This window comes from Nocardiopsis oceani, from assembly GCF_054777395.1.
Genome location: NZ_BAAHAR010000037.1, coordinates 1 through 25,741 on the forward strand (window position 1 = coordinate 1; position 25,741 = coordinate 25,741).

General features: G+C 65.2%; 21 protein-coding genes. 6 read left to right on the forward strand and 15 right to left on the reverse strand.

Annotation, left to right across the window (positions count from 1 at the left end; translation table 11 throughout):
• Both ACYVDG_RS21750 and tnpB read right to left on the reverse strand, forming a co-directional pair.
• Positions 1–413: transposase family protein (locus ACYVDG_RS21750; protein ID WP_460756582.1), on the reverse strand; the 413-nt coding region annotated here is incomplete at its 3' end.
• A gap of 130 nt (positions 414–543) precedes the next feature.
• Complete coding sequence (gene tnpB / locus ACYVDG_RS21755; RefSeq protein WP_460756585.1) at positions 544–2,037, reverse strand: IS607 family element RNA-guided endonuclease TnpB; 1,494 nt, start codon at positions 2,035–2,037, stop codon at positions 544–546.
• Positions 2,038–2,487: 450 nt separating this feature from the next.
• Here tnpB and ACYVDG_RS21760 point away from each other — a divergent pair, with 450 nt between their 5' ends.
• Positions 2,488–3,168, forward strand: a complete 681-nt coding sequence (locus tag ACYVDG_RS21760) for a class II aldolase/adducin family protein (protein ID WP_460756590.1) — start codon at positions 2,488–2,490, stop codon at positions 3,166–3,168.
• Positions 3,169–3,991: 823 nt separating this feature from the next.
• On the opposite strand, the gene ACYVDG_RS21765 is transcribed toward ACYVDG_RS21760, so the two are convergent.
• From ACYVDG_RS21765 to ACYVDG_RS21785, 5 genes are all read right to left on the reverse strand, one after another.
• A complete protein-coding gene (locus tag ACYVDG_RS21765) occupies positions 3,992–5,716 on the reverse strand; it encodes a thiamine pyrophosphate-binding protein (protein ID WP_460756595.1) in 1,725 nt (574 codons plus the stop codon).
• Between the two features lie 222 nt (positions 5,717–5,938).
• Complete coding sequence (locus ACYVDG_RS21770) at positions 5,939–7,888, reverse strand: tripartite tricarboxylate transporter permease (protein ID WP_460756600.1); 1,950 nt, start codon at positions 7,886–7,888, stop codon at positions 5,939–5,941.
• Between the two features lie 40 nt (positions 7,889–7,928).
• Positions 7,929–8,885, reverse strand: a complete 957-nt coding sequence (locus ACYVDG_RS21775; RefSeq protein WP_460756603.1) for a Bug family tripartite tricarboxylate transporter substrate binding protein — start codon at positions 8,883–8,885, stop codon at positions 7,929–7,931.
• A gap of 80 nt (positions 8,886–8,965) precedes the next feature.
• Entirely contained in the window at positions 8,966–9,730 is a 765-nt protein-coding gene (locus ACYVDG_RS21780; protein WP_460756606.1) for an IclR family transcriptional regulator, read from the reverse strand.
• The gene (locus ACYVDG_RS21785) at positions 9,720–9,935 is read right to left on the reverse strand and encodes a hypothetical protein (RefSeq protein WP_460756609.1); all 216 of its coding nucleotides are present in this window, start codon (positions 9,933–9,935) and stop codon (positions 9,720–9,722) included. Before ACYVDG_RS21785 ends, ACYVDG_RS21780 begins: the two co-directional genes overlap by 11 nt.
• A gap of 591 nt (positions 9,936–10,526) precedes the next feature.
• On the opposite strand from ACYVDG_RS21785, the gene ACYVDG_RS21790 reads away from it, so the two are divergent.
• The 3 genes from ACYVDG_RS21790 (at position 10,527) to ACYVDG_RS21800 (ending at position 12,706) form a co-directional block, all read left to right on the forward strand.
• The gene (locus tag ACYVDG_RS21790) at positions 10,527–11,933 is read left to right on the forward strand and encodes an aldehyde dehydrogenase family protein (RefSeq protein ID WP_460756614.1); all 1,407 of its coding nucleotides are present in this window, start codon (positions 10,527–10,529) and stop codon (positions 11,931–11,933) included.
• 100 nt (positions 11,934–12,033) lie between these two features.
• Complete coding sequence (locus ACYVDG_RS21795) at positions 12,034–12,177, forward strand: hypothetical protein (protein WP_460756618.1); 144 nt, start codon at positions 12,034–12,036, stop codon at positions 12,175–12,177.
• Between the two features lie 127 nt (positions 12,178–12,304).
• Positions 12,305–12,706: a transposase gene (locus ACYVDG_RS21800; protein WP_460756623.1), complete on the forward strand. Its 402-nt coding sequence runs from the start codon at positions 12,305–12,307 to the stop codon at positions 12,704–12,706.
• A gap of 48 nt (positions 12,707–12,754) precedes the next feature.
• Here the strand turns inward: ACYVDG_RS21800 and ACYVDG_RS21805 are convergent, their stop codons facing one another.
• A complete protein-coding gene (locus tag ACYVDG_RS21805) occupies positions 12,755–14,413 on the reverse strand; it encodes an AMP-binding protein (RefSeq protein ID WP_460756628.1) in 1,659 nt (552 codons plus the stop codon).
• A gap of 725 nt (positions 14,414–15,138) precedes the next feature.
• On the opposite strand from ACYVDG_RS21805, the gene ACYVDG_RS21810 reads away from it, so the two are divergent.
• On the forward strand, positions 15,139–16,800 hold the full coding sequence (locus tag ACYVDG_RS21810) for an AMP-binding protein (protein WP_460756632.1): 1,662 nt from the start codon (positions 15,139–15,141) through the stop codon (positions 16,798–16,800).
• Between the two features lie 116 nt (positions 16,801–16,916).
• On the opposite strand, the gene ACYVDG_RS21815 is transcribed toward ACYVDG_RS21810, so the two are convergent.
• From ACYVDG_RS21815 to ACYVDG_RS21830, 4 genes are all read right to left on the reverse strand, one after another.
• Positions 16,917–17,789: a PaaX family transcriptional regulator gene (locus tag ACYVDG_RS21815; protein WP_460756636.1), complete on the reverse strand. Its 873-nt coding sequence runs from the start codon at positions 17,787–17,789 to the stop codon at positions 16,917–16,919.
• A gap of 70 nt (positions 17,790–17,859) precedes the next feature.
• Positions 17,860–18,834: an acyl-CoA dehydratase activase gene (locus tag ACYVDG_RS21820; protein WP_460756640.1), complete on the reverse strand. Its 975-nt coding sequence runs from the start codon at positions 18,832–18,834 to the stop codon at positions 17,860–17,862.
• A 22-nt stretch (positions 18,835–18,856) separates the two neighbouring features.
• Positions 18,857–20,272 carry a 2-hydroxyacyl-CoA dehydratase subunit D gene (locus ACYVDG_RS21825; protein WP_460756643.1) on the reverse strand — a complete coding sequence of 472 codons (1,416 nt, stop codon included), beginning with the start codon at positions 20,270–20,272 and terminating at the stop codon, positions 18,857–18,859.
• A gap of 38 nt (positions 20,273–20,310) precedes the next feature.
• Entirely contained in the window at positions 20,311–21,507 is a 1,197-nt protein-coding gene (locus ACYVDG_RS21830) for a 2-hydroxyacyl-CoA dehydratase subunit D (RefSeq protein WP_460756647.1), read from the reverse strand.
• A 169-nt stretch (positions 21,508–21,676) separates the two neighbouring features.
• Here ACYVDG_RS21830 and ACYVDG_RS21835 point away from each other — a divergent pair, with 169 nt between their 5' ends.
• Entirely contained in the window at positions 21,677–22,615 is a 939-nt protein-coding gene (locus tag ACYVDG_RS21835; protein ID WP_460756650.1) for an alpha/beta hydrolase, read from the forward strand.
• Here ACYVDG_RS21835 and ACYVDG_RS21840 read toward each other — a convergent pair.
• Genes ACYVDG_RS21840 through ACYVDG_RS21850 form a run of 3 tightly spaced genes read right to left on the reverse strand, consistent with a single transcriptional unit; the run spans position 22,603 to position 25,703 of the window.
• Positions 22,603–23,763, reverse strand: a complete 1,161-nt coding sequence (locus ACYVDG_RS21840; protein ID WP_460756653.1) for an acyl-CoA dehydrogenase family protein — start codon at positions 23,761–23,763, stop codon at positions 22,603–22,605. The genes ACYVDG_RS21835 and ACYVDG_RS21840 overlap by 13 nt on opposite strands.
• Positions 23,764–23,814: 51 nt before the next feature.
• The gene (locus ACYVDG_RS21845; RefSeq protein WP_460756656.1) at positions 23,815–24,876 is read right to left on the reverse strand and encodes an NAD(P)H-dependent flavin oxidoreductase; all 1,062 of its coding nucleotides are present in this window, start codon (positions 24,874–24,876) and stop codon (positions 23,815–23,817) included.
• Positions 24,877–24,914: 38 nt separating this feature from the next.
• Positions 24,915–25,703: an SDR family NAD(P)-dependent oxidoreductase gene (locus ACYVDG_RS21850; RefSeq protein WP_460756660.1), complete on the reverse strand. Its 789-nt coding sequence runs from the start codon at positions 25,701–25,703 to the stop codon at positions 24,915–24,917.
• Positions 25,704–25,741 lie beyond the last annotated feature (38 nt).

A 25,741-nucleotide genomic window follows, 5' to 3' on the forward strand; every position in this document is an offset into this window, starting at 1 on the left:
TTGCCGTCCAGGGCGATCGCCCAGGTATCGGCCTGCCCGGCGGCCTTGTCACGTAGCCAGGCACCGACGGTGCGGTCGAGTTCTGCGGCGTCCAGGGCGATCAGGACTCGTCGCAGGGTCGATCCGGACGGGGCTTTCAGGTGCCCGTGGCGGGGGCTGTAGCTGGCGCCCAGGAGCCAGAGCAGGTCCTGGCTCAGGTCGGCGGCCTGGTCGGCCAGTTCGCGGTAGTTCCTGGCTCCGGCCAGGGTGGCGATCACCGCCACGGCCAGCACCGTGGTCAGGTGGTGGCGTACACCGCGGCTGTGGCGGGGATCGGTGATCGAGGCCAGAGCGGCCAGTAGTCCGTGGACGGTTTCGTCCTCGCTCTGGGGGTGATGGGCGGGGGCGTTGGAAGCGGTGAGGGCGTGCGACACTGGTGTTGATGGCCTTCTTGGTCCGGGTTTTGGAAGTCTGGTAACTCCCATCGTGCCGCCAGGAAGGCCATCTTCGTTTCACCGTCACACTCGGTGAACATCCTGGATCAGACATAACGGGGCATACGACTCAGACCAGCAACTTTGAAATCGCCCTGCTGCGGCGGGTGTGGGTGGTGCGGGTCTTACGGTCGGCTCCACGGGCCTTCAGAGCTTGCGCTCCCCGGTCTCCGGCCACTCCGGTACCGGTACTGCCCACCTGCGCCGCCAAGGCGGCGAGGTTGCGTGCTGCGTTCACGTCCCGGTCCAACACCAGGGGACATTCGTCGCAGTCGAACACCCGGATGTGCAGCGGCAACTTGGCTTTCGTCGCCCCGCACCCCGAGCAGGTCTTACTACTGGCGAACCACCGGTCGGCCACCACCAGGCGCCCACCGCCCCAGGCGGTTTTGTAGTCCAGCTGGCGGCGGATCTGCCCGAACCCCGCATCCGCGATACGCCGGGCCAGACGCCGGTTCTTGACCATCCCGGCCACGTTGAGGTCTTCGATGACCACCGTGCCGTACTCGCCCGCCACACTGGTGGTCAGGTGGTGCAGCGCATCGGTGCGCAGGTTCGCCACCCGGTGGTGCACCTTGTTGCGGGCCCGGTCGGCCTTGACCCACCGCTTCGAAGGCGCGCGCCCGGTGCGCCGGTCCGGACCCCGGCGCCGCGACACCCTCCGGCAGGCCCGGCGCAGGTCGGTCAGTGCCCCCTCCAGGTGGCGGGGGTTGGCCACCTGCCACACCCCGCCGTCGTTGTCGGCGACCACCGCCAACGACTTCACTCCCAGGTCCACCCCGGCCACCCCCTGCGGGCGGGCCGGAGCGGTGGGGGCGCGTTCGATCTCGACCTGGAAGGAGACCTGCCACCGGCCCCGCCGGTGCGAGACCGTGGCCGAGAGGATGCGCGCGGTCCCATTGGCCAGGCGCCGGTGGAGTTTGCGGGTGGACTCATGGGTACGCACCCGCCCCACCACCGGCAGCCTCACGTGGCGACGGGAGTCCTCACACCGGATTACCCCGGTGGTGAACCGGCAGGACAGGGGCGCCCGGTGCTTGGACTTGGGCCGCGGCACCCCCACCTTCGGACCCTTGCGATCGCCGCGCTTGGCGGCGGCATAGCCGTCAAAGGCAGCGGCGGCGCCTGCTAGGCCGGTGTTGTAGGCCTCTTTGGAGTTGTCGGCCCACCAGGTGGCGAACCGGGGGTCCTGGCGTTTGGTGGCGTTGAAGGCCCGCCGCAGGGCGGGCAGTGACCAGGACCGCCAGGGGGTGCGCTCGGACTCAGGAATACCGTAGGAGGCCTCGGCCTTGCGTTGGTCCCAGGTGGCCAGGATGTGGTTGCGGGCCCAGTTGAAGGCCGTCCGGGCCCCTCCGCAGTGCGCGCGCAGCCGGTGCTCGGTCTCGGCGCCGGGGTCCAGGGCGAAGACGTAGGCCTGGACCGCGTGCCCGGGGCGGGGCTGGAACCCCCGCTTCTTCTTCGGCTTCTTCTTGCCTTCAGGCTGCTGTTCGGCTTGGTGTAGGGCGGTCTCGGCCACGGGTCCCACCCCCATCCCCTCCCCCTGCGCCTCGTTCGTCTCGTTCACACGTTCGAGAAAGAAGTTAGCGGGACGGGCGGGCCCGTGTGGGCAGAATCGGCGAACTCCTTTGATTTTTTCTCCAGCGCGAACCGGTCCGAGTTCCTGGCTCTTCAACGGTGGCCTGCGGCCGTACTGCTGTGTGTTGACAAGAGTGGATGGTTGCTGAGGGAACCCCGAACAGCTCACAACCCCTTGACGCGGCGGGATGGCCAGCTCTATCTTGGGTGATAGCGATAATAAATTATTATATAGCGATAATTGACCTATTGGCAGGCATGCGTAGGGGCCCGGGGATGCGCATCGTCATGAAGGGAGCATCGGCGTCGACCGGCCCTGCTCGCGCACGCGGCAGATCACGCGGACCGCTGAGTTCGGCGTGTATGTCAACAGAGTGCGGTCGCTCATCGAGGAAGAGGTCAAACTGTCAATGGAGATCGAGATGAAGACGGGTCACGTATGATCGCGAACGTTGAGGGTCGCAACCTGGTCGCAGAGGCTGGACGCATCCTCGCCGGCCTCGGTCTCATCGACTATCTGGGACACGCGAGCCTGCGAGTCGATGAGGGCGCGATCATCAAGCCGAAGCACTCACCGACCATTCGCTCGGCGTCGCAGCTGACTGCGGAGCAGATGGCGCTCGTCGACCTGGAGGCAAAGCTCCAGGAGGGCCAGGATCCGCCGCCGTCGGAAGTGTATATCCACACTGAGATCTACAAGGCACGGCCGGACGTCGGAGCCGTCGTACATACGCACCAGAAGGCTGCGACCCTGCTGGGAGTGATGGATGCTCCGATCAGGCCCCTACTGCACATTCCAGCCTCATACGTCGATGAGGTCCGCTTGTGGCCTCATGCCCAGCTTGTGACAGACCAGCAGCTTGGTGCCGATCTCGCACGCACGCTCGGCTCCGCATCCTTCTGCCATCTTCAGGGACACGGGATCGTGTCAGTCGCGCCTACGATCAAGGATGCCGTGGTCGGCGCCGTCATGCTCGAGGATCTCGCGGTCGCCAATCTCGATGTGCTCAAATCGGGACTGACTCCGAGAGTGATTCCCGACGACGAGATCGCAGAGTTGCAACGCTTGCGCGGTGGCACCGAGGGGCGTTGGCAATACCTCAAGGAGCAGTTCGGCTGACTCAACCTGAGCCCGGGTCTTCGAATTCCTGACTTGCACAACCGAGTGCTGACTTTTGTGGCGACGCCGTGGTCAGGATGGTTACCCCGGACACGGGATTTTGCGGGATCTAACGAGGTGGCGGCCCCCAGGAGAATCCTGACCCGGTCGGGAGCAGCCGCGTTGCGGGGCGCCGAAAAACAGCATGGGAAGCTCACGATCAGCGCGCATCCGGGATCGGCGCATACCAGGTTCGAGCTGGGGTTGCTGCTGGAGCGTGTCCATCCGATCCCGTGCGGGAACCAGCAGACACTGGTCTTGGACTCGAAGACCCTGTGCGTTCGGTGACGCCGGTTGCAACTCCAGAATCGGGAGCATCCCGGCCATGGACGGGCTCGCAACCTCGTCGGAACCCTGATCCCTTGTGGTCAGGGTTCCGTCGTGACCAAGCCGCGTAATCTCTACTGGTTCTTCGAATTACTTGGAGGCGGGGCGGTGACAGGCAAGCTTGTCGGTCACATTGTGTGAGGAAGGGAGGTTCGGAACCCCGAACGTAAGAAGCCGAAGGTCTTCGTGATCATAATTGGCAGTGCAACCGGGAACGAAAACCCACGGGCTTGAATACAAGCCGTACCCTCAGCCCGTTCACCGAAGTGACACCGGCCCTGCCCGCCCGAACGCGCACAACCACAGCCCTGCACAAGCGGCCAAGTGGCCCGGTCTTCCCGATAGCCCACCCCTTTACCTAAGCGATCGGGATCGACGAGACCCGACGCTGAGCACCCCTTTGGAAAAAGTACCAGCACACTCACAAGCGGGGCTCTGCAAGGCACACCTGGTCAGCCTAGGCGCCAGCAGCGTACCCGGGTTCCGTGAGCACGTCGACCACGGCAGAACGACCGGCTTTGAGCAGGCGAACGCCTTCCCTCAGCGCAGCGGGTAGCTCGGACAGATCGCTCACCGGTCCAACCCCCTCCAGGCCCTGGGCACGGGCGAGGCCGGCGAGGTCCGGCGCAGGGTCGTCGAGCCGTTGCCCGACCCACTTCCGGCTGGTATCGCGTCCGCGCCGCAGTGCCACACGCTCCTGGTGGATCTCGTCGTTGAAGTACGAGCGGTTATTGGCTACAACAACCAGGAGCGGGATGTCGTCATGCGCGGCAGACCACAGTGCCTGCACGCCCATGAGGTAGTCACCGTCGCCGAGGACCGCGATGGGGAGTCGGCCGGATCCGCGCAGGGCCAACGCGGCACCTACCGCCATTCCGGGTCCGGAGCCGACGCCACCGCCTCCGTCGTGGCCAAGCGAGTCCAGCGGATGCTCAAACGGCCACTCGGCGTAGTCCCAACCCAGCGGCACTCTCGTCAGAGTGACCGACTCACCCGCCACTGTGCTCCGCAGTGCACGTACCAATTGCGTAATGGTGATCGATTTCGGCTCGCCATGCCTTTCGGAAGGCATCCCCTGTTCGGAGGATGGCGCTTCTTCAGCAGGAACCGACTCCACGGAACTCCTCGATCCGATCCGGTCGAGGAGCTGAGCTGCTGCCTGATCAGGGTCCGCGGTCAGCCATACATCAACCTCGGGGCGACCTTGGTGATCCTTGCTCCACGTGCTCAGGACCAGCGGTTCAAGCGTGGCGGAAACGACTTTCGCGGATGTCGTCACCTGGGACAGCGTGCCCGCCAGGTCCGTCCAACCGAGCGCCAGGATGACATCTGCTTCGCCCAGGGCGCGGCGACCCTCCGACCCCAGCACCACACCAGGCCCCGGCACGTGCGCCGGATGCCGTGTGGGAAAGAACGAACCGGCCTTGAGATCCGTGATGGCACGCGCTCCCAAAGCCTCGGCGAGGCGCACCCGCTGCGCGAACGCATCCTCGGTGCGGCTTCCGGTACCAACGAGCAGCACCGGGGAGGCAGCCGACCCGAGCAGCTCGACCGCCCGGTCTATCGACGCACCTGAAGCCGCGGGCTGGTCGCGGGCCGCACCGGGCACAATCGGAGGAAGCCGGGGCACATCGGCGACAGGCTCCTCTTGGACTTCGCTGTCCAGCACGACGTAGGTCGGGCCCTGCGGCTCTGTTCGGCAGATGTCCCAGGCGCGGGCCAGCGCCTCCAGTGACGCCGGCAGCGATGTGGGCGTGTCGTCCCACTTCGTGAAGGGGCGTACGATCGCGGGCTGGTCTGACGACGTGTGGATCCAGTCGATCCAGGGCCTGCGCCGGGCGGCGTCGAGCGGCCCCGTCGCCCCGATGATGAACACCGGCGCGCGGTCGCACCACGCATTGAATATGGCCATGCTGGCGTGCATCAGGCCCACGTTCGCGTGGAGTGCCACGGCCATGGGCAGGCCGGTTACCTTCGTGTAGCCGTGGGCGACGGCGACAGCATGCTCGTCATGCAGGCACACCACCATCTGGGGCGCATCCACATCGGCATGGTTGACAAGGCTGTCGTGCAGGCCGCGGAAGCTGGCACCCGGGTTGAGGGCGATGTAAGGAATCCCGGTCTGCGTCAACCAATCGACGAGGACGTCGCTCCCCCAGACCTCACTGCTGCCGCTAGTCATCCGGCCTCACCCGCCGGTCCCGCGATGCCCTCGTTGTCGTAGTCCCACCGAATTATCGACAATCCCACCTGCGCCTTGAGGGTAGTGTCGACTATTTCAACGCCGTATCGGATAGTCCGCTCCTCGGCCGCCATTATTTTCGTCCGCTTCATGCCCTCACGATTCTTTGGCATCATGCATTCTTCCATTTTACTTATTTCTCTCGATCTCAGCTGGCTGGTTTTAAAGAGAGAGCCCGAGAAGGACCTCGAAGACGGTGTAACTGAAGAGCCCGAGCCCGAACGCCATGGCCGCAGACAGGAGCCAGCCCTCGCGGTTGACGAACTTCAGCAAAGCGAAGACCGCCACCGGAATGGTCAAGTACAGCCCGAAGGGCACGGCCACCACGACGAGGGACACGGCCCACGCGGCGAACTTCAGCTCGCGCCTCAGTACCTCGGCCTGTTCTGTGTCGCCGCTGCGCCCCCTTGCCTTCGCCAGGTCGAGCACCAGCAGGACAGCGAGACCCAGCAGCGTCGGTACGCCGATGATGAGCGGCACCAGCCGGGCGGCGCCCTCCACGTGAGCGAGCGCCGACCAGACCAGAGCTCCGATGAACAGGATGAGCACGCCGTCGAAGACCACGGTTCCCGGGCCGTGGACGATGTCGCCAGAGGGGTTACCGGTCTGTGCAGCCGGTCGGCCCCCCTTGTCCGTGGACCGCGAGCGCAGGCGTTTGACCAAGGGCACAGCAAGCATCAGCAGGGTCATGATCACCAGCACCAGGGAGATCGGGCGTGTGACGATGCCGGTGATGTCGCCGAAAGACGCGACTGTCTGGTGGTATGAGCGTTCGACCAGTTCACCGAGGAGGAGGGCGATCACGAAGGCGATCCGGGAAAACCCGTACCGCTGCATTCCGTACCCGAGGTACGAGAAGACCAGCACCACGAAGACGTCGTAGATATCGCCGTTGAGTGCGAACGCACCGGACAGTGCGATGACGACCACGGCAGGCGCCAGCAGTGAAGGCCGGACCTGCGTCAACTTCGCAATGCGCGGTCCGATCAGCCATACGAACACCGGAGCGGCCAGCTTCGCGACCACCAGGACGGCGATCATCACGTAGATGAGGTCGGTGCGTTCGAGCATGAGGGTCGGCCCGGCGGGCACTCCGTGCATCACCAGCGCGCCCAGAAGCATCGCCATCGTCACGCTGCTCGGGATGCCGAACGCCACAGTAGGCAGCAACGACCCGCCGTCCTTGGCGTCGTTCGCGGACTCCGCGGCGACCACGCCTTCGATGGCACCCTTCCCGAACCGCTCGGGATGCTTGGACGTCTGAACGGCCTGCCCGTAGGAGAGGAACGAGGCGACCACACCTCCCACGCCCGGGACGACCCCGATACCGGTGCCGATCAACCCGCCGCGCAGCACGAGGCTCCAGTGGCGCAGCGCTGCTCTGACACCGGTACCGAAGGTTGACGCAGTTGTGCCCGACGGCACCTCGGAAACGGCCTTGCCCCGCCCATAGAGCGCGAGCATCTCCGCTCCGGCGAACAGCCCGATGAGAGCCGGTACTTCGGGGATTCCGTCCCAAAGGTAGGTCTCGCCGAAGGTGAACCGGGGAGAGCCGGTGATGGGTTCGAGCCCGATGACCGAGAGCATGAACCCCACGCCAGCTGCGAGCAGCCCTCTCCACGCCCGCCCCTGGGTGAGCATGGCGATGACGGTCAATGCGAAGACCGCCATCATCAGGTATTCAGGGTAGGAGAAATTGAGGACTAGTTCCCTTGCCACCGGGACCAGCAGAATCAGGAAACCGATTCCGATCAGGCCTCCGAGGACTGATGCCCCGATGCCGGCGCCGATCGCCTCGGTCGCCCGGCCCTGCTTGGCGAGCGGATATCCGTCGATCACGGTGGCCGCGTTCTCAGGCGTCCCGGGTGTGTTGAGCACAATCGACGTGATCATGCCGCTGTAGCACACCGCGCCCGCGACCCCCATCAGCAGAATGATCGCCGCCTCCGGGCTCATTCCGAACGTCAAGGGAATGAGCAGGGCGAGGGCGACCGCACCACCGAGCCCGGGGAGAACGCCGATGATAAAAGCGATGGCGACGGCGCCCAGGACAATGAGAATGTTCGGCCACTGGAACACAGTGGAAAAACCGGCTAAGATCTCCGCGAGCATGTGTTCCTCTCAGGTGCGTGCTACGGATCTGCGGTAACGACTACTCGTCGATCTCCAGCATGTGTTCTACTTCCTCGTAGATAGCGACCATCTCCTCGACCTGAGCGGTGGCTTCTCCGGAGTCCAGCGGACTGAGCTCGAGCGCGGCTTCCTCCACCTGTTCCTCGAGTTCCGCGCTGGCCAGGGCTTCCTCCAGGGCGGTGGTGAGAGTCTGGTGTACCTCGTCAGGCAGGTCCGGCGGCGCAGCCAGGTCGCGGGAGAACCTGAGCGCTCCGACGAGCTCGTCCTCGCCCTGCTCGGCAGCGGACTCGACGTCGGCGAGGCCCGGACCTTCCGTCTGGTCCGAAAGGTTGAGGATCGGGACCAGGTCACCCGCCTCGATCTCCCCACTGCGGCTGAACACCGAGTCGATCATGAAGTCGGAGTCACCCCTGACGACCGACAGCGAAGCATCGGCACCGCCATCGTGCGTCACCGCGTCCCAGTCGAACCCGTAGGTGTTCGCCACCAGGGCGGCACCGATACCCGTGCTCGCTCCCATCCCTGTGATGGCGGCCCTCGGTGTGCCGTCGGCAGCGAGGTCGTCGATGGTCTCGTACCCGGCATCAGGGCTGACCAGGACGGCCATCGGTTCCTGGCTGATCGAGGCGAGCCACGTCAGGTCCGGGACCTCGAAGTCGGTCTGTCCCGTGGCGTAGGCGGCGGTCAGTCCCATCGTATTGGTGATCCCGAAGACGTAGCCATCGGGTTCTGCCGCTGCGAGCGTGTTGGCAGCTCGGAGGCCGCCGGCTCCCGGAACGTTGTCGACGATGACGGTGACGTTGTCGGGGAGCGCCTCTTCCAGGTGGGGCGCCAGTATCCGTGCCCAGGTGTCGTAGTCGCCTCCTGGACTGACGCCCACCAGGAATTCGATGTCCTCTTGCGGATAGTCTGCCGCGTCCTGCCCGACGAGGCCGGTGCAGGCTGTGAGCACAGCGACGGATACGGCCGCTGCCATAGGAGTGGTGATAGTTCGTCGTAGCTCTCTCATGGTGATCCGACCTTCCTGTCGGCGATGGGGTATCGACTTGCGGGGTGTCAGTGCATGGCGAACTCCTCAAGGGCGTCCCTGATCGTTCCGGCACCAGCCTTCATCGACGCCACGATCGCGGACCTGTCGTCAGGCGGTATCCGGGACTCGGGCCCGGCGACGCTGAGGACGAGTTGGGGGCGGAAGGTGCGGACGGGCACAGAGCAGGCCCACAAGCCCTCGTCGACCTCGCCGAAGCTCTCGGCGTAGGTCTGTTCGGCAATCGTTTCGAGCTCGAAGGCCAGAGCGGTGCGCTCCTCGCCCGACCAGGTATTGAGGAGTCTCATCCGGTCAGCTGGCGGGAGCAGTGCGAGCAGGAGCTTCCCCGAAGCGCCCCGTCCCAGCGGAAGTGAGTGGCCCGGCTCGAAGGTGAACCGCATGGGCCGCGCTGATTCGACGCGGTCGACGCAGACTGCCAGATCACCGGCCGCGGCCAGCAGCATGACCGTCTCACCTAGGCGATGGGACATCTCCTCCATGACCGGCCGGGCGAGCCGCGCTTCACTGTTGACCACCTGGGCGGCGCGAGCCATGGGCAGGACCTTTGCAGTGAGCTGGTACGAACTGTCTGGGCCCTCTTCAACCGTGCCGAGGGATTTCAGGAGTGCGACGTAGCGGTACGTGGTTGCCTGGGTGATGTTCAGTTCGGCGGACAGCTCAGCAACGCTCATGCGGGGACGACGCTCGGAGAAGCTCAGGAGAAGCTGCACGACCTTGCGGGCACTGGCCGTTCCCGGGACCGTCTTACGGCTTGCAGGGCAATCAGCGCTCATAAAGCCCTCCGACAACCTGTTGGTGTCCCCCGTCGGCAGCAGGTCGGTCGTACCGCGCGTTCCGGGCGACGTTGCCGGTGCGGGACACCTCTCGCGAGGTCGGCTGGTCCTGGATGTCCTCTACTAGAGGTGCGGCGGTGTCGCTGATCCTGCGGTAGCTGCCGAACCCGTCCATGTGCCGGAAACGCACGCCACTATCGACCACAGCGGGGACGCTTGCGATACGTTTCTGCAGGTTGCGTACGTAAACACCAACCTGGCCAGAGAGGAACCGATCGAAGGACGACCGCGGCGCGAGACGGCAGTAGACGCCGATCCGTGTCTGGCCGACTGGCTGCACCCGCGCTCACCTCGATCCCCTACTGGAGCAACATTCGCACTATGTGAGAATGGCTTAGCGTATAGTGATCCAGACCATACGGCGCGGCTGTTGACTCGTCAAGATCATCGGGTTGCCAGTCCACACAAGAAAGGGTGGGAGCGTAGAGGATCCACTCCTCACGCCGCTGCGCCTTCTGGTGGCAGCGAGGAGTCGGGCGCGTCTGGGTGCTTCCTCAGGTGCCGAAGTTCGAGCTCGGGGCACCCGTCGCCTTCCTTAGCCCTCCGCCGCCAGACGAGCCTTGCCGCGGCACCCGCCTTCAGCTACGGTTCTTATCAATATGAATGATTTTCTTAGCACATAGTGAGAAAAGGTAGGAGGTCTGGACTTATGGCTCACCCTTCCTCCCCGCACCCGACACAGGAGTACGCGGCGAGACTGCTAAGACATGAATGGAAGCTCCTCGTAGGTGGGCGGTTGACCAAGGCAGCTTCCGGCAAGACGTTCGAAGTGACGAGTCCGATCGACGAAGCCTCCATCGCCACGGTTCCCGACGCAGGAGCCGACGAAGTCGCCGCCGCCGTCACCGCTGCCGAGCAGGCATTCAAGCTATGGCGGCGGACGCCGGCGAAAGAGCGCGCTACTGCCGTCCGTGCCATGGCCGACGTCGTGGACCAGCACGCGGAGGAACTGGCCGTTTTGGACGTCGTGGACTGCGGCGCGCCGATCACGCAGATGCGCGCGGATCTCGCCCGTTCCAGCGAGGCACTGCGCTACTTCGCCGGCCTGGCGCTGGAGGCCAAGGGCGAGACCGTTCCAGCGTCCGGTGAGAACCTGCACTTCACGCTGCTCGAACCGTTCGGCGTGGTCGCAAGGATCATCCCCTTCAACCATCCAGCGATGTTTGCCATCACGAAAATCGCCGCACCCGTAGTGGCCGGTAACTGCGTGGTACTGAAACCACCGGAAGCAGCTCCGCTCTCGGCGCTTCGGATGGGCGAACTCTTCAGTGAACTCCTGCCCCCCGGTGTCTTGTCGGTGGTCGTCGGAGATGGTCCTGAGGTCCCGCGCACGCTCGTGCGGCACCCGTCCGTCCATCGCATCGGTTTCATCGGCAGCGAACCCACCGGTAGGGCGATCCAGCGCGACGCCGCCGAGACAGGCGTAAAATCCGTAACGCTCGAGCTCGGGGGCAAGAACGCCTTCATCGCCTGCCCGGACATCGATATCGACGCCGCGTCCAGCGCCGCGATCCGCGGCATGAATTTCGGCTGGGCCGGGCAGTCATGCGGTTCCACCTCCCGGTTGCTAGTCCACGAATCGATCGCCGACGAACTAGTACAGGCTGTAGTCGACAAGCTCGATGCGACACCTATGACCTCACCATTGAATGATGGGGCCACGCTTGGACCCATGTCCTCCATGGCGCAGTATGAAAAAACGCTTGGTTACATCGATCTGGCGGTAACGGAAGGTGCGACCGTCCTGGCGGGCGGAGGCCCTCCGGAGGGGTTCGAGAAGGGCTACTTCGTGCGCCCGACCGTACTCGGCGACGTCCAGCCAGAACACCGGATCGCCAACGAGGAGGTCTTTGGGCCAGTGCTTTCGGTGTTGACTTGGCGCGAAGAGGGTGAAGTGATCGCTCTCGCGAACGGGGTTGAATACGGCTTGACTGCGAGTGTCTGGACTAACGACCTAGCACGAGCGCAGCGAATAGTTCGGGAGCTGGATGTGGGATACGTCTGGGTGAACGGAGCGACCCAACACTTTCCCGGAATGCCTTTCGGCGGTGTCAAGGCCTCCGGGATCGGTCGTGAAGAGTGCCTTGATGAACTACTCAGTTACACACGCACTAAGGCCGTAAATGTCATTCAGAGCTACTGATATTCGAGGTTGGTTTTGACGAATGTCGGCGCCTGTCCTGTCATAAGGCGTGGAGTTCCCCCAGAACCTTCGTGCCCCTGAGGAACTTCACGCCCGTCGGATGCGCGCCGCTGCCCTGTTCGAGGCCGGCAAACACTCCCAAGCCCAGATCGCCCGCCTGCTCGGTGCCTCCTGCCAAGCCGTCCACCTGCGGCATAACACCTGGTCCAAGGGCGGCGCCCAAGCCTTGAGCGCGGCCCGCTAGGAGCCGATACCCTGCTGAGCCCCGAGCAAGAGCGCGAGCTGATCACCCTGATCGCCCTGATTCCCCAGGGCTCAGGCGCCACGGCTGGCAGGACCAGCAGTGGCACCTGGACCGGATTAACCACCTGATGTCAGAGCGGTTCGGCCGCCGCTACCCCGACCCTTCCGGGGTCTGGCGGATGCTGGACCGACTCGGGCTGTCCTCGCAGACTGCCCGCTGGGTGAGCCGGGAGGTGGCCGGTCGGGCATGGTTGAGCGCGGTGCACCTGCCCAAGTACGCCCCGGAGTTGAACCCGGTCGAGACGTTGTGGGCACACATAAAGGACCATCTGGCGAACCGGGCCTTCCGGAGCTTGGAGGAGTTGGAGAAGGTGCTGCGGTCCCGTCTGCGCTCAGTCCAGCAGGGGCCGGGATTGCTGCTCGGATTCGTCCGATCGGTCGGGCCGGATCCCTGCCCCATTCCGTCAATCACCTCATCAAGGATCAGTAGTATCGGCGGCCGTCGCACCGCAGTCGCCGGGATTCTCTGAGTGTCTTGGCCCGTGTCCGAGCCCCCTCCAGTTCTCCGCGGGCGACTGTCAGGAGACCTTTTCGGCGATGTCCGCCCTCAGCACGTGCTTTTGGATCTTGCCGGTAGCCGTCATAGGCAGCTCGGGGACGACCTCGAGCCGCTCGGGGAGTTTCTGCGTCGCCACGCCGCGCCCGCGCAGGTGCGCGACCACGTCATCGAGAGTGAGGGGGTCGGCGTTCGAGGCGACCTGGACGTAAACGCACACACGCTCGCCCAAGCGCTCGTCGGGCATCCCCACTGCCGCCACGTTCCCCACTGAGGGATGCCCCATCAGGGCGTCCTCGATCTCCCGGGCGCTGATGTTCACGCCCCCGCGGATGACGATGTCCTTCAAGCGTCCCGTCACGCGCACGTAGCCGTCGTCGTCCATGCGCCCGAGGTCACCGGAACGCGAATACCCCTCCGGAGTGAACAACTGTGCGGTCTGCTCCTGGTCACGGAAGTACTCCAGCATGTGACTCGGGCCCTTGTAGGCGATGTCGCCCTCGTCGCCGCGGGGCAGCTCGTAGCCGTCGGGTCCGACGACCTTGACCACGGCACCTTCCAGCGCCCTGCCGTCTGAGGTGATGGACCGTTGGGGATCGTCCGCCACCGTGCACATCGTGGTCAGCATGTTCTCTGACCGGCCGTACAGGCTGAGTGTCTGGGCGGAGGGCAGGACCTGCGAGGCCTGCTCCACGATCGCACCGGGGATCGGCGACCCCGCGCACACCCACACGCGCAAGCTGCTGGGGTTGTGCTTGTCCGGGTCGTAGGCGCCCATGAGCATTTGCAGGAACGGGGTCGCCGTCACCGTCACTGTGCACCGGTGTTGCTCGATCAAGCGCAGCCCTTCACCCGGATCCCAGGCCTCCATGAGGAAGGATGTCGCGCCCGAGACCATGGGCAGGAGGATGCTCGTTGCCAGGCCGGTGCTGTGGGTCACGGGAGAGGGGCCGAACTGGATGTCGTCCTCGGTGTAGTCGAGACTCTTCGCGATGGCTGCGGCGCTGGAGCGCACGGTGTTGACGGTGTGGAAACAGCCCTTCGGCCGAGAGGTCGTGCCAGAGGTGTAGACGATGAGATACCCGTCATCGGGTGAGCTGTCTGGCCCGGCCTCCTCCTCCAGCGAGTCCAGGTCACCGGCCGCTTCAAGGGACTCCAAGGTGAAGGCGGCCCCGGGGGCGGGGTCGTTCGTGGGGCGGGCAACGACCAGGAATCGCAGGTCCGGGCAGTCCGGCGCGAGTTCCTGGAACATCGCCAGGTGGTCGAAGCCTCGGAAGCTCTGGGAGGTGACCGCTGCTGTGGCTCCCGAGTGCTTCAGCACATACCCCACCTCGTCGCGGCGGTAGATCGGCATGATCGGCACGAGGACGGCTTGGATGCGGGACAGCGCCACAGCGAGAACAGGGAACTCGCTCCAGTTCGGCAGCTGCACGGCGACGCGGTCGCCCGGCTTGATGCCCGCACGCCGTAGGCCGACGGCGGTCCGCAGGACGCGCTCACGGAACTGCGCGTAGGTGAGCGACTTCGCGTTGTCGAACACGAAGGTCTGGTCAGGGCGCTCGGCAGCTTGCCTGAGGGCGAGCTGGTAGAAGCTCTCCGGTTTCCAGAAACCAGCGTCGGCATAGGCCTTTGCCTCGGCCTCGGTGTAGCGATCCCGCGAGGTCGTTGTGTGTGGGGGCATGGTCGTCTCCCAGTGCTGCACGGTGTCGTGGGTCACATCACGGTGATCCTAAAGTGGCTGGACTATTTTTTCAATGGTCAGACCCTTTGAGTGATGGCTCTTTTGCTGTAGGTGTGTAGCGAGGTCGAGTGGCCGGTCTGAGGATGCGGAGATCTAGGGCGGGCTTCCGGGCATCAACGCCACGGGCGCGCTGCTGGCGAGCCAGATCCCTGTGCCCGGCATGGGGGCGTGCCAGGGGTGGGGGTCGGCTTCGGTCCCGGTGCGAGCGGAGTCAGATCCTTGCTGGAAGCGTCTGGCCCGGGATCATCGTCGATCCGACCGTCGGGTGCTCCGTGCGGTGGGCGGCGCGAACGCGTAGCTCTCACATCGGGTCAGGGGCGAAGGGTGTGGCAGCGCGAAGTGCGTTGAAAATTGTTGGACCAAATGTCTGGTCAGGCTATAAAGTCTGTCGTACCATTCCATCATGTTAGCTACATCACACGGGATGCCCGCAGGAGTCCCTGGCTGCTGAGTCCCTCGGTGCTCCGTCGGTCGAAGTGGGGGTATGCCTTGAAATCTGGTGAGGCAGATCACATAATCAATTTAAAAGGTCTGACCGTATGTATGGACATCACGGCGAGTGTTCGACATGCCCAACGGTGGCCCGGCGTGACGAAGACGCCAGTCCAGCCGACAACCTGTCCGTCAGGCCGAGTGGAATCCACCGCAGCATCGAAGGAGTACCGATGACCACCCCGTTGACCCAGTCATACTGGCCAGCCGAGCAAAGTACGGGTGTCCGTGACATCACGCTTCCGGACCTGCTCCGGGAGGCGGCGGAGCGCGCACCCGAGCACTTGGCCTTGGTTGATGCCGTGCCGGATCCCGCCGAGCGTCGACACTGGACCTACGCCGAGTTCCTGGCGGATGTCGAGCGTGCCGCCCGCGCCCTGCTGACCCGCTTCTCCCCTGGCGACAGGATCGCCATCTGGGCACCCAACAGCGCCGAATGGGTGATCCTGCAACAGGCCGTCGCCATGGCCGGCATGCTCGTCGTCGCGGCGAACCCCGCCTACAAGGCCCACGAGTTCAAGTACTTTCTTCGCCAGTCGGGTGCCGTGGCCCTGTTCTACGTGCGGTCCTATCGGGGTGCCGACCTCGAGCCGGTCGTGCAGGCCGCCTTGCCCGAGGCCACGGAGCTGAATACCCTCGTCACCTTTGACCAATGGGACGAGTTCCTGGACTCGGGCGATCACGCGCTCGAATTTCCCGAGGTCAGCCCGACCGATCCGGTACAGGTTCAGTACACCTCCGGAACCATCGGCTTCCCCAAGGGGGCGATCCTGCACCACAAGGGCATCGTGAACGAGGCCGCCTTCGTGGGCGAGCGCGCTGCGATGGGGCCGGACGGCGTGTGCATCAATGCCATGCCGATGTACCACATCGGCGGTGGCGCGGTCACGGAGCTGCAGACGATCTCCGCCAGGGGGACCTATGTGGTCATGCCAGCGTTCGACCCGGCTCTGACCTTGGAGCTTTTCGAAACCTACCGCGGCACCCACTCGCTCATGGTTCCCACCATGCTCTTGGCTGTCCTTGAGCATCCGGATTCCGCCACGCGGGACATGTCCAGCTTGCAGACCATCATGTCCGGGGCCGCGCCGGTGTCCGAAGCGTTGGTCAAGCGGGTCATGGACCGCTGGGAATGCCAGTTCAGCATCCTGTTCGGGCAGACCGAGATGCATGGGGTGACCAATCAGACACGCGTCACTGACTCGCCCGAGGACCAGGCACAGACCGTCGGGCAGGCCCTGCCGGAACTGGAAATGAAGATTGTCGACGTCGACACAGGGGAGACCGTGCCCACGGGCGTGCAGGGCGAAATCTGTGCCCGCGGCTATCAGAACATGCTCGGCTACGATCAGCTCCCGGACCAGACTGCTGCCACCATCGACCCGGACGGCTGGCTCCACATGGGCGACTTGGGCACCATGGATGATCGGGGCTTCCTCAGGGTCACCGGGCGCCTCAAGGACATGATCATCCGCGGTGGCGTGAACCTCTACCCCCGGGAAATCGAAGAGGTCCTCGCCGGACACCCGGACTTCGTCGATCTGGTGGTGGTCGGCGTGGAGAGCGAGAAGTGGGGTGAGGAGGTGGCCGCCGTCGCCCGGCTCAGGGACGGCCGCACCCGCCCCGACCCCGCAGTGCTGAAGCATTGGTGCCGGGAGCGCATCTCTGCCCATAAGGCCCCTAGCCGCTGGTACTTCACCGAGGCCTACCCCCAGACCCCGACCGGCAAGATCCAGAAGTTCGTCCTGCTGGAGCAGATCAAGTCCGGTGAGCTTGAGGAGGTCGTTGCCTCCACGCACTCGGACAAGCAGGGCGAAGAACCGGTCACCTCGTGACCCGGGACCGGATCAACCCCGCCACCGCGAACGGGATCGCCCGTCTGGAAGTGAGCAGACCTGCGGCGCGTAACGCCATGGCCCCGACATTCACGGGTCCGCTTTCCCTAAGGCAGTCAGTACCGACCGCGGTTGATGGCCGCCCACCGATCGCGGACGGCGTCAGCCCATTCAAGGCGGAGCGATTTGATGTGGCTGGCGACCGTCCGTCCGATCCAATCGGGCAACAGGGCTTCGGGCAGCTGCGGGTCCGTAAAGGGGAATCGCTGTAGCTGCCCAACGGCCCGGATCTCAGTGAACAACAGATCATCCTCGCTGGTCGGTGCCGGGTCTCGGAACTCCTCGTAGACCTGCCGGTAGTCCTCGGCGAGTGAGTCCAGATCCCAGCCCTTGGCGACGATCTCCGATTCGGTCAGCCCTACACCGTCCACGGGGCCGTAGAAGGACATAGTCGATTCGGCCAGACCCATGCGGTCCACTACCTCGGAAACTTGACCGCGGCGTTCACCATGCGGACTGAGCCACACGCCGGGGGAGGGGTTGCCGAAGCCGACCCAGGTCAGGTCGCTGTACAGCCGTTTGCGTTGTCTGCGCTGAGATTGGGGCACGGTGATGAACAGAACCAACCACTGCGAATCCCAGTCCGAAAACGGTTCACTGAGGTCGAAGACGCGCTGTGAGCCTTCCTCGAAGACCCTCACCAGATAGGGGGTCAGGGTCCAGCTGACCTCGCGTCCGTGCTTGTGCGACGTGATCCATCCCGAATCGGCCGCCCGGATGAGGGCCTGGCGGGCGTTGGCCTCCTCGATGCCGAGTCCGCCCATCACATACAGCAGCGCCGATGTCCGCGCCGCTCCACCCGTGGGCCACACCAGCTCACCCAGGACGGTCATGAGAACGGATCGCGCGCTCCCTTGGGCCAGGTTGGCCTGCGGCTGCCGGGGTGGTGAGGACCCCGCGATCGTTTCGGCTCCGGTGGGGCTAGTCATGGTTTTCTAGTCTACCGAGGCGGTTGCGGAGGCGGCCCCGACTCCGGTCGGACGGGGCGACGTCGTCCGTTCAGCTGCCGTTGGACCCTGGGGCAGCGAGGCGGTCCAAGCTGAGGATGACGGGAACGGGGCCGCTGTTCCCGTGTGCTGGGTGGTCACGGTGCAGTTGGCCGTCGCAGCCGGTGCAGTCCCGCACCCCTCCGGAGCGCTGGCCCACCAGCTGTGCGTCCGCGTCGACGTCGGCGGACTCGAGGCTGAGGCTCCCCTGGTGCTCGTCCCGGGCGATCAGTGCAGCGCCGAGTGCGCCAGCGATCTGCGGATCGTCCAGAAGGACGAGTTGTTGGCCGAGGGAGTCCGAGAGGAATTGCACCAGGGCCTGGTTCTTGGCCACTCCACCGGTCATCACCGCCGGGAACGCCTTGCCGACCTGGGCGACGAGTCCTAGCGTCCGGGACGCCACGGAGCGGTGTACTGAAGCGGAAATGTCCGCGGGTTCGGCGTCCTGCGCCAACAGGGAGATCACCTCGGTCTCGGCGAACGTGGCGCACATACTGCTCACCTCAAGGTTCTCCGTCCCCTGGAGGGCCAGGTCGAAGAGCTCGCCGAGGTCAACCTCCAGGGCTCGGCACAGCACGTCGAAGAACCGCCCGGTGCCGCTGGCACAGCGGTCGTTCAGGGCAAACCGGTCCACCAGTCCTTCCTCGTCCACGGCGATGGCCTTGCTGTCCTGACCGCCGATGTCGATGACCAGACGAACCCCCGGGGACAGGGCGGCGGCGCCCCGCGCGTGGCAGGTGATCTCCGTGAAGGTCTTGTCAACCGACGGCACCAGACGGCGACCGTAGCCGGTGCTGATGGTCCGGGCAATGTCAGAGGGTTGCAGGCCGGCCTGCCCGAGGACGCGGTCTATCGCCACCCCGACGGCCCGGCGGCTGACCGCACCCATCTGGACCACCGTGGAGGAGATCATGTCGCCGTCGTTGTTTACGATCGCGGCCTTGGCCGTCGTCGACCCCAGGTCCACGCCCATCGTGTACCACTTCATTGTGGTTCCCCGTCCCATCGAGTTACCCCGTGTGCCGTGATGAGCCGCTCAAGGCCTTCGCGCGCTGCTGGTCGATCGACTCCAGCATGGCCACCAGGCCGCTCTCCAACGTTTCGTCCTTGTAGAACGACGCGTCGGCGACATCCCCCTCGAAGAAGAAGGACTTGATGCCGCGGTCGCGTTCGGCCGTCCGAGCCAGGACGTGCTGGGGGTTGGTCATCGCCCGGCACGTACGGGTGGAATGGAAGGCGATGCCGTCGATGGCGTACTCGTCGCAACGCTTCAGCAGCAGCTCTTCCATGATCTTCAGCCCGTGGTTGATGGGGCAGATCAAGTAGTGCTGCGCCATCCCCAGGAGGGGCCGGTCCAGGTCGATGAGGTCCGGCTCCTGCCAGAACGAATCGTGGGTATAGCGGCCGGCCACCACTGCGACGTCGTACTCGGCGAACTTGCGGGTCAGGAATCCCAGCTTGTTCCAGTTCATGATGCCGTCGAAGTAGACGCGGTACCGCTCGTTCTGCACGGCGGAGACGTTGTCCCGGATGCGCTGCTCGATCTCGTCCTTGACCCGCTGGAAGTAATCCACCAGCATCTGGTTCGCCGGTAGGAAGTTGATCGGGGCGATGCTCGCGACCCAGTCCCAATACGTGGCCGGCGTGGGGGCTTTGGCGCACAGTGCCATCGCCTCCAACCGCAGCTCCGAGGCCTTCTTGATGTAGTACATGTTCTCGGACAGCGCGTCCCAGTCGAACGGCCGCTTCGTCTGGTATTCGATGAAGCTGATCAGTTCCTTGAGCTGCTCCTCGACGTAGAGCGGGGTGGTTTCCCACTCCTCGCCCCGCAGGTATCCGGAGTCCTTCTTGTTGCCCCAGATCATCGGCAAGGACACATTGAACATCGGGAGTTCCTTGTCGAAGACCCGGTAGGTCATGGCGTCCCACTGTTGGCCGGTGCTGCAGCCCGCATAGGCATTCACGAAGAAGTCCGGGGAGGGCAGCTTGGCCGCGAGCTCTTCCTGTTCGACCATCCCGACGATGCCGTTCTGCTTCTCGGTGATGCCCTTCTGGGTCATCACCGCGCAGCCCAAGTGGGTGCGGGCGTAGGAACAGAGTTCGCCGATGTACCCGTATTCGGCGCCGGCCTGCTGGGCCGGTCCCTCCATGTGCATGGCGGCCAGCCGGGCGGAGAATGCCTCACCGTGGCACCACTCCAGGCCGGCGGCCTGGAAGATGGGGTTCAGGGCGGTGCCGTTGTACCAGACAACTGTCTTGCCGCGTTCGCGGGCACTGAAGATATTGTCCCAGTACTCGCTGACCATTCGGCCGCCCATCTTCGTGCTGGACAGACGGTTCGACTTGTCTGGAGGATCCGGGGTGACGAGGCGGGTTGCGGACATTTCCAGGGACTGCTTGGTGCTGTGGTTGAGGTCTGCAGACATCGGATGGCTCCTGTTCCGTCAGGTGGGGTGTGGTCGGTTCAGGCCGGGGTGAACTGGCGGTTCCGCTGGCGGCGGATACGTTCCACGAAGGTCTCTACGGTGGTGCGCAGTGACTCGGTCGCCAACCCCTCGTGCTCGGTTTCGATGAGCAGCTCGGGGATTTCGCGGGCGTTCAGGGCCTTGCGCAGTTCGGGGTAGTAGAGCATCAGGGGCTCGCAGAACTTGGCCATGAGCGTGATGACGCCTTCTGCGCCGGTCTCGTCCAGGTTGTCGATCAGGTAGGACTGCCAGTCCACGTTGCGCTGGACGCGGGTCCCGCATGGGGCGGAGACGTTGCGGTCCAGGTACCAGGCGGCCAAGGCGGCGAAGGGGTCCACGTCTTCCGGGGCATCGGTCGAGACGTACCGGGAGCCGTGGTAGAGGTCGTCGTTGACCACGACGACGTCGCATTCCTCGAGTAGGTCCAGCAGTTCTGGACGTGGTGGAGCACAGAAGTGGCCGGACAGGTGAAGCCGGACCAGATGGTCGGGGGCCGGTGATCGAGGATCGAGACGGTCCAACAACTGCCGCAACAGACCGGTGTGCTCCTCGATGTCCATCACCATGCTGGACTTCACCAAGGCCTGGAGCCGACGGGCCGGGATGTGCAACCGGCCGGTGCGGCGCATCTCGAAGAACTCCCTGAGTAGGCGACGGTTCTCGTTGAAGGCCCGGATGCTGGCGGTGAGGGCTTCTGGGGTGATGGTGGCCCCGGTGATCTCCTCGACCTCCTCCCGCATGGCACCGATCTTGTCCTCCACCTGTTCCCGGCTCCATGGGTCGTCCATCGAGCTGATGAACTGGGCGAAGTGCATGGGTGTCTCGCGCTTCGCCCAGCGGATGACGTCAGCGGCCCCGAGCAGCTGGACGCAGTGGTCTACCAGCACAAAGGCGTCGAAGACATCGAGTTCACCGATGGCGGCCTGGTCGGCCACGCTGCGGGTGTAGCTGCAGTAGAACTCCGGCAAGAGGCTGCGGCCTTCGGTGATCGGGGTCCGGCTCTCTTGGACGATGACCGGCAACGCACCTGTGGCGTGGACCAGCTCAGAGGGGAAGTTCATGGGGAAGGAACCGATCACCTTGCCGCCGGTGCGGTCCTTCCACCTCTGTGCGTAAGCCACCGGGTCCTGCGCGGCGCGCTCCAGAACCGCTAGCGCTGTGGGATCCAAGGTGTCCATGACGTATCCCTCCACCATCGACTGCGGGTATGCGGTGCGTCCTTCCCCCACGATCCGTCGGCGGCTAATATTTGTCAATGGAGGGGACTAAGTTTCCACGAATGTCGAACGTTGGGTCAGCTGCACGGCCGCCGCACGATGCTTCAAGGTCCGTCGAAGGGTCGGACCCACCGAGGAGAGGAACGCCATGACCACGATCGGTTCCGGGCCGGTAACGCGGGACGAAGGTGAAGACGAGGAGGAAAACGTCGGGCTATCAAGCGTCTCGACGACGGGCTGGATCGTGGAGGCACTGAACCGGCGTCCCGACCGCGGCACCGTCAGAGTGGAGGGGGCACGGATCGCCTTCAGGATGTGGGGTGAAGCCGGCAGCGGGGACGTCTTGCTGGTGCACGGCGGCGGCGCCCACTCCGGCTGGTGGGACCACATCGGCCCGCTCCTGGCGGCGCGCGGCCGGGTAGTGGCCCTCGATCTGTCCGGTCACGGTGACAGCGACCACCGGGCGTGCTACGACATAGACACGTGGGGCGCCGAGGTGCTGGAAGTCCGACGCGCTGCCGGGCTGGGCCAGGACTGCACCGTCGTCGGTCATAGCCTGGGCGGTCTGATCACCCTGTACCTGCGGGAGCAGGCGGAATCCGGGGTAGTCCGTTCGATCGTGGTCGATTCGCCGATCGGCGGTTCGGAGGCCCAACAGCTACCGGAGGCGGGTGCCTTCGTCTCCCGGCACCGCCTCTACCCGAGCCTGGAGCAGGCGGTGGAGCGCTTCCGGCCAATCCCCGTGCAGGCCTCGTTGCCCGACGTGCGCGACCATGTGGCCCGCAGCTCGATCCGCCGGGTTCCGGGAGGTTGGACCTGGAAATTCGACGCCGGGATCTTCCATGGCAAGGCCAGGATGCGAACCACAATGCCGAGCCCCGGAGGTCGACTGGCTTACCTGCGGGGTGAACTCGGTATGGTGTCCGCTTCAGTGCACGGATTGATTGAGGCCGCGGGCGGGATCTGTCTGGATCTGCCCGGCGCCGGCCATGCCCCGATGCTGGATCAGCCGGCAGCTTTGGTCGCGGCCCTCCGGGCGGTGAACGCCGGCTGGGGCACGCCTTCCTCGGGCCATCATGTGCCGTAGGGCACGAACTGCCGACCGAACAGCTCCCTGGCGATGATGATCTTCTGGATTTGGGCGGTGCCGTCGGCGATCTCGACGGAAAGTACGTCCCGCAGCCGCTGTTCGAAGGGGAACTCGCTGCTGTAGCCGAAGTTGCCGTGCAGCAGTAGGCATTCCCGAATCGCCTGGCTGGCGTGCGAGGGTCCGTACCACTTGGTCATCGCGGCGAGAGCGGTGTGCCGCCGGTCGGCCGTCCGGTGCCAGAGCGTCGAATAGCACAGCAGTCGCGCCGCCTGCAGGTGCGTCGCATGCTCGGCCAAGGGGAAGGAGACGCCCTCGTTCTTGGCCAGCGGCGTCCCAAAGGTGGTGCGTTGGCTGACGTACTCCACCGTCTCGTCGATGGATACCTGTGCGCAGCCGATTCCGGTCAGGGCGAGTAGCGGCCGGGTGAAGTCGAAGCCGTTGAGCACCTGCCTAAAAGCCTGGCCCTCCTGTCCCAAGAGAGCATCGGCGGGAATGGCGGTCCGGTCGAGGTGGAGTACCCCGCGTCCCAGGGGTTTCCAGCCGGGGTCTTCAATGGGTGCCTTGGAGATTCCGGGCGCGTCGAGTGGCACGAGGAAAGCGGAAGCGCCCACGTCCTGCCCGCTCCGCACGGTTCGGGCCACCAGAATGATCGCTTCGGCTCCGGGAAGCATAGTCACCGAGGTTTTCTCACCGCTGATGACGTAGCCGTCCCCGGTGGTCTCGGCCGTGGTGGTGATGGCGCTGACATCGGACCCGCATTCGGGTTCCGTGAGCCCCAGTGCCACGTAGATGCTGCCGTCGACGAGCCGGGACAGGTACTCCTCCTTGACCCGCGGGCTGCCGTGCCGGGCCAGGAGCGAGCCCATGAGCATCACCGGAATGGCTGCATTGGCCATGTTGAAGTCCGCGTAGGCCAGTTCCTCGATCACCAGCCCGACGGCGACGAAGTCCTCGGTCGGCAGGGCATTGTGTTCCTCGCCGGCCAAGAGGCCGAAGACGCCGAGTTCCGCGATGCGGCGGTGCAGGTCCCAGTCGAAGCGGGTCGATCGTGCGCGCTCCAAGTACCCGGGGGCCAATCGGTCACGGGCGAAGGCCCGCACGATGTCCCGCAGCTCCTGCTGCGTTTCCGTCATTCCGAAGTCCATGTCTGCCTTCTTGTCGGCCTCGCCCCGGCGTTCGGCTCTGGTGGGGACCGCTCAATCGACGGCCACAGCGGTGTCGATACGGGACGCCAGGCCACGGAGGATGCTGGCGGCCTCTTCGGCCATGGCGGGGACGAATTCCGCGACGTGGATGAGTTCGGTCAGGGCAGAGGAGACCTGACCGGCCAGGACCAGTCCGTTTTCCACATCCCCGGCGGTCTGGGACAGCTGCATCGACTCGATCTTCCAGCGCATGAGGTCCACCTCGCTGAGCTTCTCATCGGAGCCGTCCGGCCCGTGGCCGCTACGGGCCGCCAGTCTGTCCGAGGCGTTGTTGCGCAGCCCGCGGCAGGGACCGTAGACGCCGTCGAAGGCGACGTCGTCGCCCTCGCGCGCGTCCTGCAGGGCCTGGACGTAGTTCGGGTGCCAGTCGGAGTTCTCTTGGCTGACGATGAATCGGCTGCCCATCGCCACGCCGTCGGCCCCCATGGCCAGGGCGGCGGCCAGGCCCCTGCCGTCGCGGGCACCACCGGTGAGCAGGACCGGCACGTCCACGGCCTCTGTGACGCTGGGAACCAGGACGAACGTGTGCACGGCCTTGCTCGGGGCATGTCCGCCCATCTCGAAGCCCGCCGCGATGACGACGTCGATCCCCGCTTCCGCGGACTTGACGGCCTGCCGAGTGGAACCGACCTTGTGCTGGTGGATCATTCCGGCGTCCTTGACGGCCTGGATGTAGGGGCCGGGGAATCCCGCCGAGGTGGTGATCACCCGCAGCTGGCGGGCCAGCGTCTCGTCCGCTTTCCGGGCGGCGAGCACGGTCTTGATGTAGGTGTCGGTGAAGGGGAGCACTTCTCCGTTGTGGTCGACGCCGACCGGGATGTTCACGGCGAACGGGCGGTCGGTGAGGCTCGCGGCTTCCTCGATGTGCTCGCGGAAGGTGCGGGCGCCGGCATCGATGTCCAGCGGCATGCCGGGCATGGACACAGTGCCCAAGCCACCGGCTTCGGACACCGCCGCGGCGAGCTTGGGGGTGCGGAACGGGCCGAGGCCCTCCTGGACGATGGGATGGTCGATGCCGGTGAGCTGGGTGTAGCGATTGGAAATGGAGGCCATGGGGACCCCGCCTTTCATCCGTGCCGATGGGTAGTTGCTCAACCGGCGGAGATACCGCCGTTGACGCTGATGGCCTGCCCGGTGAGGCGGGCCGACGCGGGCCCTCCGAGGAAGACCACGAGCTCGGCGAGATCGTCTGGCTCGGCGACTCCCAGATGCGCCATCCGGGCCGCCTTCTCGAAAAGCGACTTGCTGAAGCCGTCACTGAGGACCCGCTCCGCCGTCGCGGTTCCCGAAATCAGGGAGGGCGTGACCGCATTGACCCGGATCCCGTTGCGCTTGGCCTCCATGGCTGCTGTCCGGCTGAACATGACGATTGCCGCCATGGCTGCGCCGAGGACGGACTCACCCGGGGTCGGAACCTTGGCGGCATCCGAGGCGATGTTGACGATGCTGCCCCCGCCCTGTTCCGACATGATCGGCAGGACGGCCCGGGTCAGATACATGGGTGGAAGGGCCTGCCCGTTGACGATCGCAGCGAACTCCGCCGGGTCGACCATGTGCAGCAGCTCCGGCCGGTAGGACGCCGCCACGGAGCTGACCATGACGTCGATGGCCCCCAATTTCCGGTGGGCTGACTCGATGGCTTCGGCAACCTGATCGGGATGGTTCAGATCCGCCGGGATGAACTCGACGGTCGCCTCGGGGTTGCGTGCACGCACGGTATCGCGCGCGGCGATGCCCCGTTCCGAGGAACGCGAAAGCATGGCGATCCGTGTCACCCCGGCATCGATGAAGCCCAGAGAGGAGGCCAGCCCTACTCCGGAGGAGGCGCCGGCGACGACGACGGCGGAGTCCTCGTAGGTGCGAACAGTGGGAGGGGACATCGAGACTCCAGTCAGGGGACGGATGGTTTCTTCGGCGA

What these genes read in the sequence shown, in the direction of transcription:
- ACYVDG_RS21775 (WP_460756603.1), bottom strand. Translation starts at nt 8,885, where the DNA reads ATGGCAGCGGCCGTATCCGTCGCTGTGCTCACAGCCTGCACCGGCCTC.
- ACYVDG_RS21850 (WP_460756660.1), bottom strand. Translation starts at nt 25,703, where the DNA reads ATGTCCCCTCCCACTGTTCGCACCTACGAGGACTCCGCCGTCGTCGTC.
- ACYVDG_RS21820 (WP_460756640.1), bottom strand. Translation starts at nt 18,834, where the DNA reads ATGAAGTGGTACACGATGGGCGTGGACCTGGGGTCGACGACGGCCAAG.
- ACYVDG_RS21840 (WP_460756653.1), bottom strand. Translation starts at nt 23,763, where the DNA reads ATGGACTTCGGAATGACGGAAACGCAGCAGGAGCTGCGGGACATCGTG.
- ACYVDG_RS21825 (WP_460756643.1), bottom strand. Translation starts at nt 20,272, where the DNA reads ATGTCTGCAGACCTCAACCACAGCACCAAGCAGTCCCTGGAAATGTCC.
- ACYVDG_RS21805 (WP_460756628.1), bottom strand. Translation starts at nt 14,413, where the DNA reads ATGCCCCCACACACAACGACCTCGCGGGATCGCTACACCGAGGCCGAG.
- ACYVDG_RS21780 (WP_460756606.1), bottom strand. Translation starts at nt 9,730, where the DNA reads ATGAGCGCTGATTGCCCTGCAAGCCGTAAGACGGTCCCGGGAACGGCC.
- ACYVDG_RS21800 (WP_460756623.1), top strand. Translation starts at nt 12,305, where the DNA reads ATGTCAGAGCGGTTCGGCCGCCGCTACCCCGACCCTTCCGGGGTCTGG.
- ACYVDG_RS21765 (WP_460756595.1), bottom strand. Translation starts at nt 5,716, where the DNA reads ATGACTAGCGGCAGCAGTGAGGTCTGGGGGAGCGACGTCCTCGTCGAT.
- ACYVDG_RS21810 (WP_460756632.1), top strand. Translation starts at nt 15,139, where the DNA reads ATGACCACCCCGTTGACCCAGTCATACTGGCCAGCCGAGCAAAGTACG.
- ACYVDG_RS21835 (WP_460756650.1), top strand. Translation starts at nt 21,677, where the DNA reads ATGACCACGATCGGTTCCGGGCCGGTAACGCGGGACGAAGGTGAAGAC.
- ACYVDG_RS21770 (WP_460756600.1), bottom strand. Translation starts at nt 7,888, where the DNA reads ATGCTCGCGGAGATCTTAGCCGGTTTTTCCACTGTGTTCCAGTGGCCG.
- ACYVDG_RS21760 (WP_460756590.1), top strand. Translation starts at nt 2,488, where the DNA reads ATGATCGCGAACGTTGAGGGTCGCAACCTGGTCGCAGAGGCTGGACGC.
- ACYVDG_RS21815 (WP_460756636.1), bottom strand. Translation starts at nt 17,789, where the DNA reads ATGACTAGCCCCACCGGAGCCGAAACGATCGCGGGGTCCTCACCACCC.
- ACYVDG_RS21830 (WP_460756647.1), bottom strand. Translation starts at nt 21,507, where the DNA reads ATGGTGGAGGGATACGTCATGGACACCTTGGATCCCACAGCGCTAGCG.
- ACYVDG_RS21845 (WP_460756656.1), bottom strand. Translation starts at nt 24,876, where the DNA reads ATGGCCTCCATTTCCAATCGCTACACCCAGCTCACCGGCATCGACCAT.
- ACYVDG_RS21795 (WP_460756618.1), top strand. Translation starts at nt 12,034, where the DNA reads ATGCGCGCCGCTGCCCTGTTCGAGGCCGGCAAACACTCCCAAGCCCAG.